The 15,318-nt window shown below is 61.6% G+C and carries 13 protein-coding genes; 11 read left to right on the top strand and 2 right to left on the bottom strand.

The annotated features are described in order from the left end of the window. Window positions 1-2 precede the first annotated feature (2 nt). Window positions 3-1,130, top strand: coding sequence for an acyl-CoA dehydrogenase (locus CCOS864_RS19020; RefSeq protein WP_115087882.1), 1,128 nt, complete (start codon window positions 3-5; stop codon window positions 1,128-1,130). Window positions 1,131-1,144: 14 nt separating this feature from the next. Continuing rightward, the gene (locus CCOS864_RS19015) at window positions 1,145-1,918 is read left to right on the top strand and encodes an enoyl-CoA hydratase (RefSeq protein ID WP_115087881.1); all 774 of its coding nucleotides are present in this window, start codon (window positions 1,145-1,147) and stop codon (window positions 1,916-1,918) included. Between the two features lie 40 nt (window positions 1,919-1,958). On the opposite strand, the gene CCOS864_RS19010 is transcribed toward CCOS864_RS19015, so the two are convergent. Then, entirely contained in the window at window positions 1,959-6,470 is a 4,512-nt protein-coding gene (locus tag CCOS864_RS19010) for a hypothetical protein (RefSeq protein ID WP_115087880.1), read from the bottom strand. A gap of 202 nt (window positions 6,471-6,672) precedes the next feature. On the opposite strand from CCOS864_RS19010, the gene exaC reads away from it, so the two are divergent. From exaC to CCOS864_RS18975, 7 genes are all read left to right on the top strand, one after another. After that, window positions 6,673-8,193, top strand: coding sequence for an acetaldehyde dehydrogenase ExaC (exaC, locus tag CCOS864_RS19005; RefSeq protein ID WP_115087879.1), 1,521 nt, complete (start codon window positions 6,673-6,675; stop codon window positions 8,191-8,193). A 110-nt stretch (window positions 8,194-8,303) separates the two neighbouring features. Next, complete coding sequence (pqqA, locus tag CCOS864_RS19000) at window positions 8,304-8,375, top strand: pyrroloquinoline quinone precursor peptide PqqA (RefSeq protein WP_009394664.1); 72 nt, start codon at window positions 8,304-8,306, stop codon at window positions 8,373-8,375. Window positions 8,376-8,502: 127 nt separating this feature from the next. Then, window positions 8,503-9,666, top strand: a complete 1,164-nt coding sequence (ercA, locus tag CCOS864_RS18995; protein WP_115087878.1) for an alcohol dehydrogenase-like regulatory protein ErcA — start codon at window positions 8,503-8,505, stop codon at window positions 9,664-9,666. Then, on the top strand, window positions 9,650-11,317 hold the full coding sequence (locus CCOS864_RS18990) for a PAS domain-containing hybrid sensor histidine kinase/response regulator (RefSeq protein WP_115087877.1): 1,668 nt from the start codon (window positions 9,650-9,652) through the stop codon (window positions 11,315-11,317). Before ercA ends, CCOS864_RS18990 begins: the two co-directional genes overlap by 17 nt. A gap of 283 nt (window positions 11,318-11,600) precedes the next feature. Continuing rightward, a complete protein-coding gene (locus tag CCOS864_RS18985; protein WP_115087876.1) occupies window positions 11,601-12,005 on the top strand; it encodes a TraR/DksA family transcriptional regulator in 405 nt (134 codons plus the stop codon). 126 nt (window positions 12,006-12,131) lie between these two features. Further along, the gene (locus tag CCOS864_RS18980) at window positions 12,132-13,769 is read left to right on the top strand and encodes a methyl-accepting chemotaxis protein (protein ID WP_442795946.1); all 1,638 of its coding nucleotides are present in this window, start codon (window positions 12,132-12,134) and stop codon (window positions 13,767-13,769) included. Window positions 13,770-13,884: 115 nt separating this feature from the next. Further along, window positions 13,885-14,100, top strand: coding sequence for a hypothetical protein (locus CCOS864_RS18975; RefSeq protein WP_115087874.1), 216 nt, complete (start codon window positions 13,885-13,887; stop codon window positions 14,098-14,100). 13 nt (window positions 14,101-14,113) lie between these two features. Here CCOS864_RS18975 and CCOS864_RS18970 read toward each other — a convergent pair whose 3' ends face one another. After that, window positions 14,114-14,323: a hypothetical protein gene (locus tag CCOS864_RS18970; RefSeq protein ID WP_115087873.1), complete on the bottom strand. Its 210-nt coding sequence runs from the start codon at window positions 14,321-14,323 to the stop codon at window positions 14,114-14,116. A gap of 319 nt (window positions 14,324-14,642) precedes the next feature. On the opposite strand from CCOS864_RS18970, the gene CCOS864_RS18965 reads away from it, so the two are divergent. Both CCOS864_RS18965 and CCOS864_RS18960 read left to right on the top strand, forming a co-directional pair. Beyond that, on the top strand, window positions 14,643-15,113 hold the full coding sequence (locus CCOS864_RS18965; RefSeq protein ID WP_115087872.1) for a hypothetical protein: 471 nt from the start codon (window positions 14,643-14,645) through the stop codon (window positions 15,111-15,113). Continuing rightward, on the top strand, window positions 15,110-15,316 hold the full coding sequence (locus CCOS864_RS18960; protein ID WP_115087871.1) for a hypothetical protein: 207 nt from the start codon (window positions 15,110-15,112) through the stop codon (window positions 15,314-15,316). The genes CCOS864_RS18965 and CCOS864_RS18960 overlap by 4 nt, the downstream gene beginning before the upstream one ends. The last annotated feature ends 2 nt before the right edge of the window (window positions 15,317-15,318 follow it).

Raw genomic sequence — 15,318 nt, 5'->3', positions numbered from 1 at the left:
CCATGCTAATCAATGACGAACAACAGCAAATCAGCGACGCCGTCCGCCAGTTCGCCCAGGAGCGCCTACGGCCCTTTGCCGAACAATGGGACCGCGAACATCGCTTCCCTAAAGAGGCAATCGAGGAGATGGCCGGGCTGGGCCTGTTCGGCATGCTGGTGCCGGAGCAGTGGGGCGGTAGCGACACCGGTTACGTGGCCTACGCCATGGCTCTGGAAGAAATCGCCGCCGGCGATGGTGCCTGCTCGACCATCATGAGCGTGCACAACTCGGTGGGCTGCGTGCCCATCCTCAAGTTTGGCAACGACCAGCAGAAGCAGCAGTTCCTCACACCGCTGGCCAGCGGCGCCATGCTCGGCGCCTTTGCCCTGACCGAGCCGCAAGCCGGTTCCGATGCCAGCAGCCTGAAGACCCGCGCCCGGCGTGACGGCGATCATTACGTGCTGAACGGCTGCAAGCAGTTCATCACCTCCGGGCAGAACGCTGGCGTGGTCATCGTGTTTGCAGTCACCGACCCCGAGGCCGGCAAGCGCGGCATCAGCGCCTTCATCGTGCCCACCGATTCAGCGGGTTACCAGGTGGCGCGGGTTGAAGACAAACTCGGCCAGCACGCCTCCGACACCTGCCAGATCGTCTTTGACGACGTGCGCGTGCCGGTAGCCAACCGCCTGGGCGAGGAGGGCGAAGGCTACAAGATTGCCCTGGCCAACCTCGAAGGCGGCCGGATCGGTATTGCCTCGCAATCGGTGGGCATGGCCCGCGCCGCCTTCGAGGTGGCCCGTGACTATGCCCGCGAGCGCGAAAGCTTCGGCAAGCCGTTGATCGAACATCAGGCCGTGGCCTTCCGCCTGGCCGACATGGCTACCCGTGTTGCCGTGGCCCGGCAGATGGTCCTGCATGCTGCGGCGCTGCGCGATGCCGGGCGTCCGGCCCTGGTCGAAGCGTCAATGGCCAAGCTGTTCGCCTCGGAAATGGCCGAAAAGGTCTGTTCGGACGCCTTGCAGACCCTCGGCGGTTATGGCTATCTGAGCGACTTTCCGCTGGAGCGCATCTACCGCGATGTGCGGGTCTGCCAGATCTATGAAGGCACCAGCGATATTCAGCGCATGGTCATTGCGCGCAATCTTTGAAGGGAGCAGCTTGCATGTCATTTGAAACCATTCTGTTGGACATCCACGGCAAGGTCGGCCTGGTCACCCTCAACCGCCCCCAGGCGCTCAATGCCCTGAACGCGCAGATTGTCGGCGAGATCAACCAGGCCCTGGACCAGCTCGAAGCCGACCCGAACATCGGTTGCGTGGTGCTGACCGGCTCCGCCAAGGCGTTCGCGGCTGGCGCCGACATCAAGGAAATGGCCGACCTGCGCTACCCGCAGATCTACGTCGATGACCTGTTCAGCGACGCTGATCGCATCGCCAACCGGCGCAAGCCGATCATCGCTGCGGTGTCCGGCTTTGCCCTGGGCGGCGGTTGTGAGCTGGCGATGATGTGCGACTTCATCCTTGCTGCCGATAACGCCAAGTTTGGCCAGCCGGAAATCAACCTCGGTGTGCTGCCGGGCATGGGCGGCACCCAGCGCCTGACCCGTGCGGTGGGCAAGGCCAAGGCCATGGAACTGTGCCTGAGCGGCCGCCTGATGGGCGCCGAGGAAGCCGAGCGCGCTGGCCTGGTGGCGCGCGTGGTACCGCAAGCCGAGCTGCTGGAAGAGGCGCTGAAGGTGGCGGCGACCATCGCCAGCAAGTCGATCCCGATGACCATGATGGTCAAGGAAAGCGTCAACCGCGCGTTTGAGGTCAACCTGGCCGAGGGCGTACGCTTCGAGCGCCGGGTGTTCCATGCGGCCTTCGCCACCGAAGACCAGAAGGAAGGCATGGCCGCCTTTATCGCCAAGCGTGAGGCGCAGTTCAAGGATCGTTGAAATGGATCGGGCGCTGCTGCCAGCGCCCGATTTTCTCCCGTCACTCCTTGAAAAACCATTGCCGAGCCGCCGCCAGGCTTATCGGCCCGCGGTGCACCACCTTGTTGCCTTCGACGAACTGCCCGCGGTCATAGCGCTGACTGGCAAGCTTCAGGTGTGCGGCCTTGAAGTCGTCGACCGGGGTGTTCTCGGCCGCGTAGTGAAAGTGCGCATACCACAAGGGTTTGTTGGCGTGCAGCACCACGTACTCATCCAGGTACTCCTGCGCCCAATCCCGGGTACTGGCCAGCGACTTGCGCTTGACCAGGCGTTTGAGTTTCACCTGGCCCTTGCCCAGCAAGTACTCCAGCTCGCGCATGCTCGGTGCTTGCGCCAGGGCAGCCTCTATCCTCAGTTGCTCGCCGGTATGCAACAGTTCGTCAGCGACTTCATCCAGCCGCTTGATCTGCAGGGCTGCGTCCGTATTGCCCGCCGCCTGATCGGTCTGGTTGTTCCGCGTCAGCGCCCGTTCGATGGCCTGGCGCTGCGCGGTCAGTGCAAGCCGTCGGCGATCGGCTATTTCCTCGATTTCGATTGGCAGGTAGGTGCTTCTGCCCTGGTTTTTCAGGCGCTGGATATCTTGCCTGGCCAGAGCGGTAAGACGCATGCCTTCACGCAGCAGGGCACCCAGCTCGGCGTCTGCGACCTGTGGAGGTAGCGCTTGCTCGAGGGATAGGGGCTCCCAGGTACCGGTAAGCGGATCTTCACGGTAGGACGCACGGATACTGTCGTCCTGTGGGTTGTGGATGTCGACGATACCTTCACTGTCGCGTCGCTGCTGTCCTAGCAGCACGCCCTCATCGCGGGTTTCGATCAGCCCTGGCACTTGCCGGTGCAACTGACGCAGGCTGCTGCGCTCAAGCAGCGGTTGCGGGTACTCGTCAAGGTCGGCGCGGGTCTCCTTGAGCATCAACGCCAGGTCGGTTTCGAGCCTGGACACCAGGCTGTCGGCGGCCTGCTGACCGGGCAGCAGGTTTTTCAGATTGCCCAGTTGGCGCAGCGCCGTGCTGAAATGGCGCTGGATGTTGTCCAGTACGCGGGCATGAACCTCTGCCTGCTCACGGCTCAAGGCCTGCAGGTTCATGCGCTGCAGCATGCCCTGCTCGAGGTTGCGCCAGCTGTGTTCCAGCCAGTAATCGCTTTCGCTGGCATCCTCGCTTGCCTCCACCAGCCTCAAGCGGTTGCTCATCACCTCGCTGCGCAGGGTGTACCAGTACAACCGCGATGCGGGGCGGGTGGCAGGTTCGTTGAGGCTCAGTTCCATCATCTGGATAGTGGGTTGACGGATGCTGGACAGCTTGTGCAGTTGCTCGCGGGTAGCGCTCAGGGTTTCGCTATGGCTGATCAGTTTGCCGAGCAAAAGCTCGATCTGGTCGAGCAGATCGACCTGCATTGAATGTTCGCTTGAGCCTGGCTCAGGCAAGACTCCGTCGGTTTCCCTGACCGACTGGACAAAGCGCTGGCGCAACGGTTTGTACAGTTTGCCCAGGGTCGAAAGCATGGACAGCTGGCAACGTGCTCGTTCAAACAGGGCTTTTGCCTGCAGTGTCTTGTACTGGTTGAGGGGGCGTTTTTCATTGCGTTCACGCAGCGTCTCTCGGTGTCGCTCGAAGTCTTGGGACAACGTTTCCATCTTGGCCAGATAGCCTTGCAGGATGCGCGGGTCGGTGTCGTCGGTGAGCTGCCGGGCAAATACCTGCAGACGTTGTTGGCTGGCCAGTGCCTCGGCTTGCTGCGTGCGTAATGTCTGATCCAGGTTGTCGATCGACTGCTCCAGGTCAGCAGGCTTGAGGCGATTGCGCAGAGGCTGACCGCCGCGCAGGCGCAAGCGCAGATCGAGTGTCCAGCGCAGGGCCTCATCTCTTCTCAGCCAGGGCCCGGCGATAATGCGCGGTTGGTCGATGGCGGCATCGAATTGCACTGGGTAGGCGCGAGCGCCCTGGGCGAAATAGAGTTGTTCATTGTGCAGGTACAAGCCCTGCAGCGCCCCGTCCTGGATGGGGGAACCGAGCATGGAGGGTGACAGCGGGCTGGCCAGGCTTTCCAGGTGGGTGCTTTGCTGGGCGGTGAGGCGGTGGTCCGGGCGCGCCCAGCTGAAGGTCAGCTCGGCTTGCGGTTCGGCTAGCGCCGGGGTGACTGGCGGTTTTGCCGGCACAAGTGCGTGGCTGGGCCGCCTGCGCACCGCTGGCCTGATGCCCAGCCGGCGGGTGGCGTGCACGAACAGGACCATGGCGATGTTGATCAGCAGGTCGGCGAACGCCTGGCGATGTTCACCGGGACTGTTTTGTACATCGCTCACCAGCAGGCGCTTGGCGCTGTCGAGGACCTGAATCATCCAGGCGACCTTGGCCACACTGCCCTCGAACAAGGGCAGCAAGGTGTTGAACATCAGCCAACCCAGTTGCTTCCAGGCGTCCCAGCGCGATTGTGCGGTGCTGGTCGAGTGGCGCTTGGCCCGGTCGACCAGCTCCTGGGCGCTGGCCTGGTAGATCAGGTCGTGCACGGCACCTTTGGCCAGGGCCACACCCAGGCGGGCAGGCGCAGGCGTCTGCAGCGGTTCGAACTCGGCGCCAGGGACGAAGCGGTGAATGTGCGGCTCACGCAGGCCGCCCTTGGCATAAATCGGACGCGTATGTTCAGGCAGACGGTCGAGCAAGTCATCCTGCAACGGACCGGTGCTGGCGAACGCGTCGAACAGGGCGATCCGGTCGTGAAACTCCAGCAGCGGGTCAGTATGCAATGGGCGATACAGCACGCAAGGGCCTTGCCTGACATCGCCAGGTTCGATCAGCCAGGCATTGAGTAGCGTATCGGCAGCAGCGCCGCTTGCGCGCAGCAGGGTCAGGGGCCTGAGTACGAAGGCCCCGGGCAAGGCGTGGGCGAACAGCGCGTCCACCGCCTGGCAGGCCGGCAGGCTGATGCGTTTGTCGCGCAGATGCAGCTCCAGCGCCAGCAGCGGCAACTGCGTCTTCAGCTGCGTACCGAACAGTGTCCGCCGCGCCTGCACCTGGTCGGGGTCGTCGAGCAATTGCCGTTGCAAGGTCTGTGGATACTGTCCGCCGATGTCCAGTTCACTCACCAGGGTGCGCACATAGGCTTCATTCATCCAGTCGGGCAGGTGGGCACCGCTGAGTAACTGCAGGCTCACAGTGCCTGCGGCCAGCACACCGAGGTTGTCGATGGCCAGCTGTGCGAGGGAAAAATTGACGACCTTGACGACGCCATCGGTGATCAGGCTGCCTTGCCCGGGGATGGCGCTGGCGATGACTTGATGATTGCTGATCATTACGTCGCTGGCATTGAATCCCGCACCGGGGTGATCGTGCTCGATCCTCGCGTCCAGGGCCTTGCAGGCGAAGACCTCGGCGGTGTCGATGTCATCACGCCAGGTTTTGCCGGCGGCCTCTGTGTGTGATTGAGCGTGGTTGATCAACAAGGTGCTGTAGCGGATGGCCAGCTCGCTGTCGAGTAGCCATGCCGGCAGCAGGAAGGCGATCTGGTTCTGTCGCTCAAGCTCCTGGGCGGTACACAGGTCCAGCATCGAGGTCGAGCGATCAATGATGGCGTTGAGCGCTGCCGCCTGCTCAGGCGTTCTCGATGCCAAGGCGATGACTTCGATCAAGCGCAAATGTTGTTTGAGAAAGCCGGCGGCCTGGGCTTCGAAGGCCGATGTTGCCGGTTGGCTGAACTGAGCTTGTGGAGCCGTGGATAGCAACGACCTGGGCCAGTTCATAGCTAGCATGTCGAGAAAACCCTGGGTTGACTCGAAGGGCGCCAACGCACCCACCAGGGTAAACAGGATGGCCACTTGGGCTTTTGGTGGATCGGGAAAATCTTCGATCAGCAAGGCACTGGACAGGTCGGCATCGATAACCTGTGCTGGCGTCAGGTCAACCGTCACCTGCCGGACGCTCAAGCCTTGCAGATTGGCGAACCGGCTGCGTTGCCACGGTGTCGGAAAGGCCGCAACGATGCCGGCGGTGGCCGCTTGAGCCAGGGTTAGCTTGCCGGCGTTGACACTGACATCGATCGCATTCTTCATCAGCCTTTGCAGGTAGCTGGCGTACCAGCTCCAGGGCGTTTCACCGCGCTCGTCACTCAAGCTCCAGAAATCAACCAGCGCCTGCAGGAAGGCTTCAACGATCAAGGGGCCACAATCGTTGATCAGCAGTTCAAGGGTATGCAGGTCGACATTGAGTTGTACATCCTGGCCCTGTTGCGGGTAGCGGCTGAGATAATCCTCGCCGTCATTCAGGTTCAAGGTGCTGCCCAGGCAGTATCGCTCGATCAGGACTTGAGGCAACTGGCGGATATGAACTTGAGCTTCGGTGTGGCTGATCAGATAGAGCGTCAGCGGATTGTGTTGCAGTGGCAGTCGTCGTTGGCCCCAGTGCTCAAGCAGGATCTGGCCGGCGATTTCGAGTAGGGCGGGACGCTTGACGAAGCGCTTGGCGACCGCGCAGCTCAAGGTCGCCTGTTCGGCAATGGACTGATGGGGCGAAGGGGCGGTCATCTGGCGAGGCTTCCAAAACAGGGGGAAGCGCCATATGACGCCCGCACGCGCCTGAGCAGGCGGTAGCCGGTTACCACCCAGGCGTACTACCAATTGACGAGACGGCACCTGCCAAGGGCCGATTCGCGCCTGCCGTGCGGCTGCTTATCATCGAGCCAGCTGCCTGTCATGCCGACAGGCCCGCAGCGCACATGAGGCCCCCATGATCTACGCACCCCCTGGCACAGCTGATGCCCTGATCAGCTTCAAGGCCGTTTACGGCAACTACATCGGCGGCGAATTCGTGGCCCCGCTGACAGGCCAGTACTTCAGCAACAGCTCGCCGGTCAATGGCCAGGCGATTGCCGAGTTCCCGCGCTCCGGCGCGGCCGACATCGACCTGGCGCTGGATGCCGCCCATGGCGTAGCCGATGCCTGGGGGCGCACGTCCGTGCAGGAGCGCTCGCGAATCCTGTTGAAGATCGCCGATCGCATCGAACAGCACCTTGAAGTGCTGGCCCTGAGTGAAACCTGGGACAACGGCAAGGCCATCCGCGAAACCCTGAATGCCGACGTGCCACTGGCTGCCGATCACTTTCGTTACTTCGCCGGCTGCATCCGCGCCCAGGAAGGCAGTGCCGCCGAGATCAACGAGCACACCGCCGCTTATCACTTCCATGAGCCGCTCGGCGTGGTCGGGCAGATCATCCCCTGGAACTTCCCGTTGCTGATGGCCGCCTGGAAACTCGCCCCGGCCCTGGCCGCGGGCAACTGCGTGGTGCTCAAGCCGGCCGAGCAGACGCCGCTGTCGATTACCGTGTTTGCTGAACTGATCGGTGATCTGTTGCCCGCTGGCGTGCTCAACATCGTCCACGGCTTTGGCCGCGAAGCCGGTGAAGCCCTGGCCACCAGCAAGCGTATCGCCAAGATTGCCTTTACCGGCTCTACCCCGGTGGGCTCGCACATCATGAAATGCGCTGCCGAGAACATCATCCCCTCGACGGTGGAACTGGGCGGCAAGTCGCCGAACATCTTCTTCGAAGACATCATGCAGGCCGAGCCCGCGTTCATCGAAAAAGCCGCCGAAGGCCTGGTGCTGGCGTTCTTCAATCAGGGCGAAGTGTGCACCTGCCCATCGCGGGCATTGATCCAGGAGTCGATCTACGAGCCGTTCATGGCCCAGGTCATGAAGAAGATCCAGCAGATTAAACGCGGTAACCCGCTGGACACCGAAACCATGGTCGGTGCCCAGGCCTCCGAGCAGCAATACGACAAGATCCTTTCCTACCTGCAGATCGCCCGCGAAGAGGGCGCCCAGGTACTCACTGGCGGCGATTGCGAACGCTTGAGCGGTGATCTTGCCGGTGGCTATTACATCCAGCCGACCCTGCTCAAGGGCCACAACCAGATGCGCGTGTTCCAGGAAGAAATCTTCGGCCCGGTGGTCGGCGTGACCACGTTCAAGGACGAGGCCGAAGCCCTGGCGATTGCCAACGACACCGAGTTCGGCCTTGGCGCCGGAGTCTGGACCCGTGACATCAACCGCGCCTACCGCATGGGCCGCGGCATTCAGGCCGGGCGGGTGTGGACCAACTGCTACCACCTATACCCGGCCCACGCCGCGTTCGGTGGCTACAAAAAATCTGGGGTCGGCCGCGAGACCCACAAGATGATGCTCGACCACTACCAGCAGACCAAGAACCTGCTGGTGAGTTACGACGTCAATCCGCTGGGGTTCTTCTGAAGGCCCGGATAACCTGAAAGAAACGGTTCCAAAGTAGCATTCGACCGGCACCGGCAACGGTGTATTAATAGAAGCACCGCAATCCTGTGGTGCCAGAAGAGGATGGACCTATGTGGAAAAAGCCTGCGTTCACTGATCTGCGTATCGGTTTTGAAGTGACCATGTACTTCGCCAATCGCTGATCCCTCTTGCGCCGGTCGCTGCTTGCAGCGGTCGGCGCTTCTGTTTCTGCCCGCCGATGGTCTGATTGCAATCGAAGGGGGATGCTTTAGGCTGGCGCTATTACTACAACAAGAATAGAAGCGTCCCATGAGCCCGAAACTGAGCCAGTTGCGCAAGTTCGTCTCCCCGGAAATCATCTTCGGCGCCGGTTGTCGTCACCATGTCGCCAATTACGCCAAGACCTTTGGCGCGCGCAAGGTCCTGCTGGTCAGCGACCCAGGGGTGATCGCCGCCGGCTGGGTGGCTGATATCGAAGCCAGCCTGCAAGAACAGGCCATTGATTACTGCCTGTACACCGAGGTTTCGCCCAACCCTCGGGTTGAAGAGGTCATGGCCGGCGCCGAGCGATACCGTAGCGAACAGTGCGATGTGATCGTCGCGGTCGGTGGCGGCAGCCCCATGGATTGCGCCAAGGGTATCGGCATCGTGGTTGCCCATGGTCGGCACATTCTCGAGTTCGAAGGGGTCGACACCATCCGCGTGCCGAGCCCGCCGTTGATCCTGATCCCGACCACCGCCGGTACCTCCGCCGACGTTTCCCAGTTCGTGATCATCTCCAACCAACAGGAACGCATGAAGTTCTCCATCGTCAGCAAGGCGGTGGTGCCGGATGTGTCGCTGATTGACCCAGAAACCACCTTGAGCATGGACCCGTTCCTCTCCGCCTGTACCGGCATCGATGCCCTGGTGCATGCCATCGAGGCGTTCGTGTCGACGGGCCACGGACCGCTGACCGACCCCCATGCGCTGGAGGCCATGCGCCTGATCAACGGCAACCTGGTGCAGATGATCGCCAACCCCGCCGACATCGCCCTGCGCGAGAAGATCATGCTCGGCAGCATGCAGGCCGGGCTGGCGTTCTCCAACGCGATTCTTGGTGCGGTGCATGCCATGTCCCATAGCCTGGGCGGCTTTCTCGATTTGCCTCACGGGCTGTGTAATGCGGTGCTGGTCGAGCATGTGGTGGCGTTCAACTACAGCGCCGCACCGGAGCGCTTCAAGGTCATCGCGCAAACCCTCGGTATCGATTGCCGAGGCCTGAGTCACAAGCAGGTCAGCCAGCGCCTGGTCGAGCACCTGATTGCGCTCAAGCATGCCGTGGGCTTTCACGAAACCCTTGGCCTGCATGGCGTCGGCATGACCGACATCCCGTTTTTGTCCCAGCACGCCATGGATGATCCGTGCATCCTGACCAACCCGCGCAGCTCCAGCCAGCGTGATGTCGAGGTGGTGTATGGCGAGGCCCTCTGAACCGGCGGGCGACGCCCTGGCCGGGCTGCTGGGGCTGAGCAACCACACCGTACGCAAGAGCCACTACCCGGAACTGGCGGTACGCCTTGAAGAGCTGGAGGCCGAGCGCAATCGCTACAAGTGGCTGTTCGAGCATGCGGTGCACGGCATCTTCCAGGCCAGTCTTGAAGATGGCATGCGTGCGGCCAATCCGGCGCTGGCGCGCATGCTGGGTTATGCCGATGCACAGGCACTGGTGTTGTCGCGCAACGACCTGGCCAGCCACTTGTTCGCTGGCGGCCAGGATGAATTGCTGGCCATCGCCCAGGTGCTGCAGCGCGAGCAGGCACTGATCGGCTATGAAACCCGGCTGCGCCGGCGTGACGGCAGCCATATCGACGTGCTGATGAACCTGTTGCTGCGTCCGGACGAAGACGGCGTGGTCGAAGGTTTTGTCGCCGATATCACCGAGCGCAAGCTGGCCCAGGAGCGCCTGCAGCAACTCAATGACCAGCTTGAGCAGCGGGTCGCCGAGCGCACCAACGAACTGATCGAAGCCCGTGACGCCGCCCAGGCCGCCAATCGTAGCAAGGACAAGTACCTGGCAGCGGCCAGCCACGACCTGCTGCAGCCGCTCAACGCGGCGCGGCTATTGATCTCCACCCTGCGCGAGCGCCAGATGCCCGCGGGTGAACAGCAACTGGTGGAGCGTGCACACCAGGCCCTGGAGGGCGCCGAGGACCTGCTCACCGACCTGCTGGATATCTCCCGGCTCGACCAGGCGGCGATCAAGCCGGACCTGGACCTGTACCGCCTGGACGAGGTGCTGGCGCCACTGGCTTCCGAGTTTCAACCGGTGGCTGAAGCAGCCGGGCTCAGTTTGCGTGTGCGCGGTGGTCGGCTCGCCGTGCGTACCGACTTGCGCCTGGTCACGCGAATCCTGCGCAACTTTCTCAGCAATGCCTGCCGCTACACCGAGCATGGGCGCATCCTGCTCGGCGCGCGGCGGCGTGGCGATTACCTGCGCCTGGAAGTCTGGGACAGTGGGCGTGGCATCGCCGCCGACCGTCTGGACTCGATCTTTCTCGAGTTCAACCAACTGGATGTCGGCCGTGCTGCCGAGCGCAAAGGGGTAGGGCTGGGGCTGGCAATTGTCGAGCGGATCGCGCGCATACTCGATTACCCGGTCAAGGTGCGCTCATGGCCGGGGCGCGGCTCGGTGTTCAGCATCGATGTGCCGCTGTCGGGAGAACTGCCGAATGAGCTGCCAGCGTCGACGCTTTCGCAGCCCAGTGTGGGGGATCCGCTGCCTGGGCGGCGGCTGCTGGTGTTGGACAATGAACTCAGCATTCAGCACAGCATGGCAGCCTTGCTTGAGCAGTGGGGGTGCGAAGTGCGCACGGCGAGTGATTACGCCGAGGCCCTGGCGGTGCTCAAGGGGCGGGCACCGGAACTGATCCTGGCCGACTTCCACCTGGATCACGGGGTGACCGGGTGCGAGGTGGTGCGTGACTTGCGCAAACATTTCGGCCAGCCCATCCATGCCGTGATGATTACCGCCGATCGCAGTGAGCAAAGCCGCCGGGCCATGCAACGCCTGGGTACACCATTGCTGAACAAGCCAGTGAAACCGGGCAAGTTGCGTGCGGTGCTGAGTCAATTGCTCGGTTAAGGGGATCTTTGTTACAAGGTTTTTGTCGGAGAATGACCGTTTGTCCCTGGGAAAGCGCCTGCGCTGCGGTTTTTTTGTTATAAACCAGCGCCGGGGGAGAGCCTTTAGCACCTTTTCGGTCAAAACCACTGTCATTTCTGTTGCCCAGTGTGAATCTCGGCCTTAGACTGCCGCCCCCTGTAAATTGAGTGCCGGATGGTGCTTGAAGAATTCCGCTCCTGGCGAGCTATTCGCCAGGAGCACCCGATTCGCCTTAATGCACGTATTTTTTATAGAGAAATCAATGACAAAGGAAAAGTTGCTGGCCATGCCGGCCGATGACTACATGAACGCTGAGCAATTGGCTTTCTTCACCGAGCTGCTGCAGACGATGAAGGTCGAGATCCATGAGCGCATCGAACAAAGTCGTGTAACCATCGAAAGCCTGGACACGCCTGCCGATCCTGCCGACGCCGCCTCGGTCGAAGAAGAGCGCCAGTGGCTGGTCAACACCATCGACCGTGACCAGCGCCTGCTGCCGCAACTGGAAATGGCCCTGGGCCGGATCGCCGACGAGAGCTTCGGCTGGTGTGACGACAGCGGCGAGCCGATCGGCCTCAAGCGCCTGCTGATCAGCCCGACCACCAAGTACTGCATCGAGGCGCAAGAGCGTCAAGAGCAGATCGACAAGCACCAGCGCCAGGCCTGACCTGCGCAGGTCTCAGACAAAACCCCCGGGGAGCGATCTCCGGGGGTTTTGTTTTTCTTGCCCTGTATCAAGGGCGGCGGTCTTACATCCAAGGAAGCATGGCTAATGGCAAGATAGTGGCGTTTAATGGCTGCACAACAAGACGTGCTGCGATGGAGCCAAAACATGATGCGAGAAGGATCTCTGCCTGGCGCCGTGATTGAAGGGCAAACTGCGTCGTCCAGCGTCGCGCCCTGGTCAGACACGGTGTTGCAGAGCCTGGTACTGGCGGGGTTGCTGGCGGCCATGGCTTTTGCCGGGCTTTCGTTTTACATCGGCCTGCCTCTGGCCTTGCTGGCGCTGTGGTTACCACGCCTGCGCAAGGCCACGGTTGCCCCGCAGGTGACCAGTGATCCGCTGGCCGAGCTGACTCGCGACCTGTCACGAACCACCAGCCACAACGCCTTGTCGGCAGCCGGCGTGGCGTTTTCGGTGCAGCAACTGGCAGACAAGCTGCAATCGCAACTGAGCGCGGCAGCACAGATCGTCAGCAGCGCCGAAGTAATGATCGGCACCGAGAAGGCTACCTCGCAGTTGAGCCAGCAAGCCCTGGTGGCTGCCCGCAGCGCCCATGAAAGCAGCGCCGCCGGCCGTACGGTGCTGGCGGAGTCGATCCAGCGCATGCACCACCTGAGTTCGCGGGCTACGGCCAGTCGCGAATTGATCGAGGCTCTGCACCAGCGCAGCGAGGATATTGCCCGGGTCACTCTGGTAATCCAGACCATCGCCAGCCAGACCAACCTGCTGGCCCTCAACGCTGCGATCGAGGCAGCCAGGGCCGGTGATCACGGTCGAGGTTTTGCCGTGGTTGCCGATGAGGTGCGTGGCCTTGCCGGGCGCACCGCCAGCGCCACTGAGGAGGTCGGCCAGATGGTTGCCGACATCCAGCACCGTACGGCGCAGGTGGTCGAGCAGATCCGCGAGCTGTCGGATGACCTGCACAGCGGCGTGGATCAGGTCGAGCATACCGGGGAACAACTGGACAGCATTGCCGGGCTGGCCGCCGGGGTCGAGCAGCAGATTGGCGAGATTGCCGAGGGCACCGAAACCAATCGGTTGCAACTGGACAGCCTGTTCGAGGCGGTGGCCCGGATGCGCAGCGACCTGCAGGTCAGCGACCAGCAAACCCAGCGCCTGGCCCAGGCAGCCGTGCAGCTGGAAGGGCAGGCCGAAAGCATCAGCGAGCGCCTGGCCGAGGTCGGCCTGGATGACTATCACCAGCGCGTTTATGACCTGGCCCGCCAAGGCGCACAGCAGATCGCCGAACAGTTCGAGCACGATATCGCCCAAGGCCGTATCAGCCTTGAAGACTTGTTCGACCGCCATTACCAGCAACTGCCAGGCACTTCACCGGTACGTTTCCGCACGCGCTTCGACCAGTACACCGACCAGGTCCTGCCAGCGATCCAGGAGCCGCTGCTCAAGCCTCATGAAGGCCTGGTGTTCGCCATTGCCTGCACCCAGCAAGGCTATGTGCCTACTCACAACAATGCCTTCAATCAGCCGTTGACCGGGGACCCGGTGGTGGACACCGCGCACAACCGCAGCAAGCGCAAGTTTGATGATCGCACCGGCATTCGTTGCGGTAGTCATCAACAGGCGGTCTTGTTGCAAACCTATACCCGCGACACCGGCGAGCTGATGCACGACTTGTCGGTGCCGATCCAGGTGCAGGGACGGCATTGGGGTGGTTTGCGCCTGGGCTATCGGCCGCAAGCGGATTAACGGGGCTTTGTTACCGCCGATGTAAAACAGCTATGCCGGGGATAGCTTTTTCTGCAGGCACGCAGGTTCTATCATGCTCACATCGTTAGGTTGCTAATAAATTCCGGAGGGAATGATGAATAGCCAAGTCGATGTTGCGGTGATGATCGGCAGCGGCGTGCCTGCGTCGCTTCAGGCATTGGGCAAGCGCGTGTGCTGGGTAGTGCTGGTTAATGGCGAGCGACGTGGCACTGCTTTTGCCAGCCGCACTGAGGCCCAGGAGTGTCGTGCAGCCTGGCTGGAGCAGTTGCGGGACACCGACCGGCCCGGCGCTGCGCGTCAGGCCGGTTGAACCTGGGCCTGAGTCAGTTTTCCAGGTGACGGGCCAGGGCACAGGCTTCGGTATGCTCACGGCGAAAGCCCCTGACCCGCCCGGTGGCCTGTTCGGTGATATGAAAGAACCCGATACCGGCCGGTATTACGACAAAGCGCGGTGGCCTGTTGAACGATTGAGCAGCATATTCTATGTAGGAAACGCCTTTAGGCTCTCGACGGAATTCGGTGTTTTCGTGCATATTCGCTTCCCTGTGTGTTGTGGATGATTTCCAGGAGCCCGTCCTGCTGAAGGGCTTGATCTCATCTATCGCACTTTTGTTGCGATAGTGCTGTCAGAAAAAGCGTCTCCGTTTAAGGAAATTAGCTGAAAATTGGCAAACTGGCTTAAGCCTGCAGTAATGGGTAACCATTCCTGCGCGTTGCTTTGCCAGTCTGCACAGACTTTTCAAGCACCAATCCACTAGTCTTTCAGACTTCGAATTGAAGTACCGTTGCCTTGCGGGCGCCTTGTTGCCTGCCGGGGGAGCGGCGTGTAATCGGTATTTGAGGAATTCTTCATTGGCAGTCAGCAATCTGGATACACATGCCCTGTTTGTGCTGGGCGACCTCAGGGCGAAACTGGTCAAACAGTTTCAAACGCGTTTTGTTTATGTCACTGAACAGAGCGCGGAAGGCCTGTACATGGCCGAGATCGATACTGAAACCGCATTGGTGGTGGATGACAAACAGCGACTGGAGCTCAAGGTCGGCGATCATTTTCGTGCCGCCGTATTGCCCAGCCGTGAAGGTGGCAAGCTGGAAATCCGCTTTCGTGAGATCAAGCTGACCGTGTATGGCCTGGGTGACTATGCCTTTGTTTCTGTTCCTGAAGGCGAAGGTATCGTCTTTAAAGAAGGGCAGAGCGTGGTGCTGGTGTTTGCCGCGAAAGAGCAGCTGCAGGAAGGCCTGAGCAAGACTCTCAAAGCCGTGACTCGCAAGGTTGCCAAGTGGCAGAAGGGTGAGCTGACCACCTTCAAGGCCAGCGAGTGAGTGAGCCCGTCGAACGCTCCAGTCGTGCCGACTTTCATGTTCGGCACCAGGCGCAAGCACGGGCCCTGGCCGAGCAGTGGCTATTGCAACGCCCACAGATGCAGGCCGCCTGGTTTGACTGGGTCGCAACCCAGCTTTATCAATTGAGCCCGCCCGAGTATGCGGCCATGGTCCGCCGTGAGCTGCAACAACTCACGGGTTGATC

The organism is Pseudomonas wadenswilerensis (genome assembly GCF_900497695.1).
In the GTDB taxonomy this organism is placed as follows: Bacteria; Pseudomonadota; Gammaproteobacteria; order Pseudomonadales; family Pseudomonadaceae; genus Aquipseudomonas; species Aquipseudomonas wadenswilerensis.
Note: the sequence above shows the minus strand (reverse complement) of the source record. Positions and strands in the feature narration are given on the sequence as shown.

Excerpts from the sequence above, each read along its gene's own strand:
- CCOS864_RS19020 (WP_115087882.1), top strand. The coding sequence starts at position 3 with ATGCTAATCAATGACGAACAACAGCAAATCAGCGACGCCGTCCGCCAG.
- CCOS864_RS19015 (WP_115087881.1), top strand. The coding sequence starts at position 1,145 with ATGTCATTTGAAACCATTCTGTTGGACATCCACGGCAAGGTCGGCCTG.
- CCOS864_RS19010 (WP_115087880.1), bottom strand. The coding sequence starts at position 6,470 with ATGACCGCCCCTTCGCCCCATCAGTCCATTGCCGAACAGGCGACCTTG.
- exaC (WP_115087879.1), top strand. The coding sequence starts at position 6,673 with ATGATCTACGCACCCCCTGGCACAGCTGATGCCCTGATCAGCTTCAAG.
- ercA (WP_115087878.1), top strand. The coding sequence starts at position 8,503 with ATGAGCCCGAAACTGAGCCAGTTGCGCAAGTTCGTCTCCCCGGAAATC.
- CCOS864_RS18990 (WP_115087877.1), top strand. The coding sequence starts at position 9,650 with ATGGCGAGGCCCTCTGAACCGGCGGGCGACGCCCTGGCCGGGCTGCTG.
- CCOS864_RS18985 (WP_115087876.1), top strand. The coding sequence starts at position 11,601 with ATGACAAAGGAAAAGTTGCTGGCCATGCCGGCCGATGACTACATGAAC.
- CCOS864_RS18980 (WP_442795946.1), top strand. The coding sequence starts at position 12,132 with ATGGCTGCACAACAAGACGTGCTGCGATGGAGCCAAAACATGATGCGA.
- CCOS864_RS18975 (WP_115087874.1), top strand. The coding sequence starts at position 13,885 with ATGAATAGCCAAGTCGATGTTGCGGTGATGATCGGCAGCGGCGTGCCT.
- CCOS864_RS18970 (WP_115087873.1), bottom strand. The coding sequence starts at position 14,323 with ATGCACGAAAACACCGAATTCCGTCGAGAGCCTAAAGGCGTTTCCTAC.